At 44.9% G+C, this 448-nt stretch carries 1 protein-coding gene; it reads right to left on the reverse strand.

Going from position 1 to position 448, the window contains the following annotated elements; genetic code table 11:
- Positions 1-448 (reverse strand): EF-Tu/IF-2/RF-3 family GTPase (locus ACYVTD_RS16800; protein ID WP_461248793.1); only part of this gene is annotated, 448 nt, incomplete at both ends.

Raw genomic sequence — 448 nt, forward strand, 5'->3', positions numbered from 1 at the left:
TCGGTTGTGCGGAAATAGAACTGCGGTCTGTAACCTGTAAAGAACGGGCTATGGCGTCCGCCTTCATCTTTGGCCAGACAATAAATCTGACCTTTGAATGTTTTGTGAGGTGTAATGGTTCCCGGTTTAGCGAGTACCTGTCCGCGTTCAACGTCTTTTTTCTCAATACCTCGAAGAAGAGTACCGACATTATCGCCGGCTTGGGCTTCATCGAGCAGTTTATTGAACATTTCAATACCGGTAATAACCGTTTTCTTTGTGGGTTTAATACCGATAATTTCAACTTCTTCGTTCAGTTTGAGGATACCGCGTTCCACTTTTCCGGTAACGACAGTACCACGTCCCTGAATTGTGAACACGTCTTCAATCGGCATAATGAAAGGTTTATCGGAATCGCGCACCGGATCGGGGAAATAAGTGTCCATTGCATTTAACAGTTCGTCAATAC

The organism is Treponema sp. R6D11 (assembly GCF_054786075.1).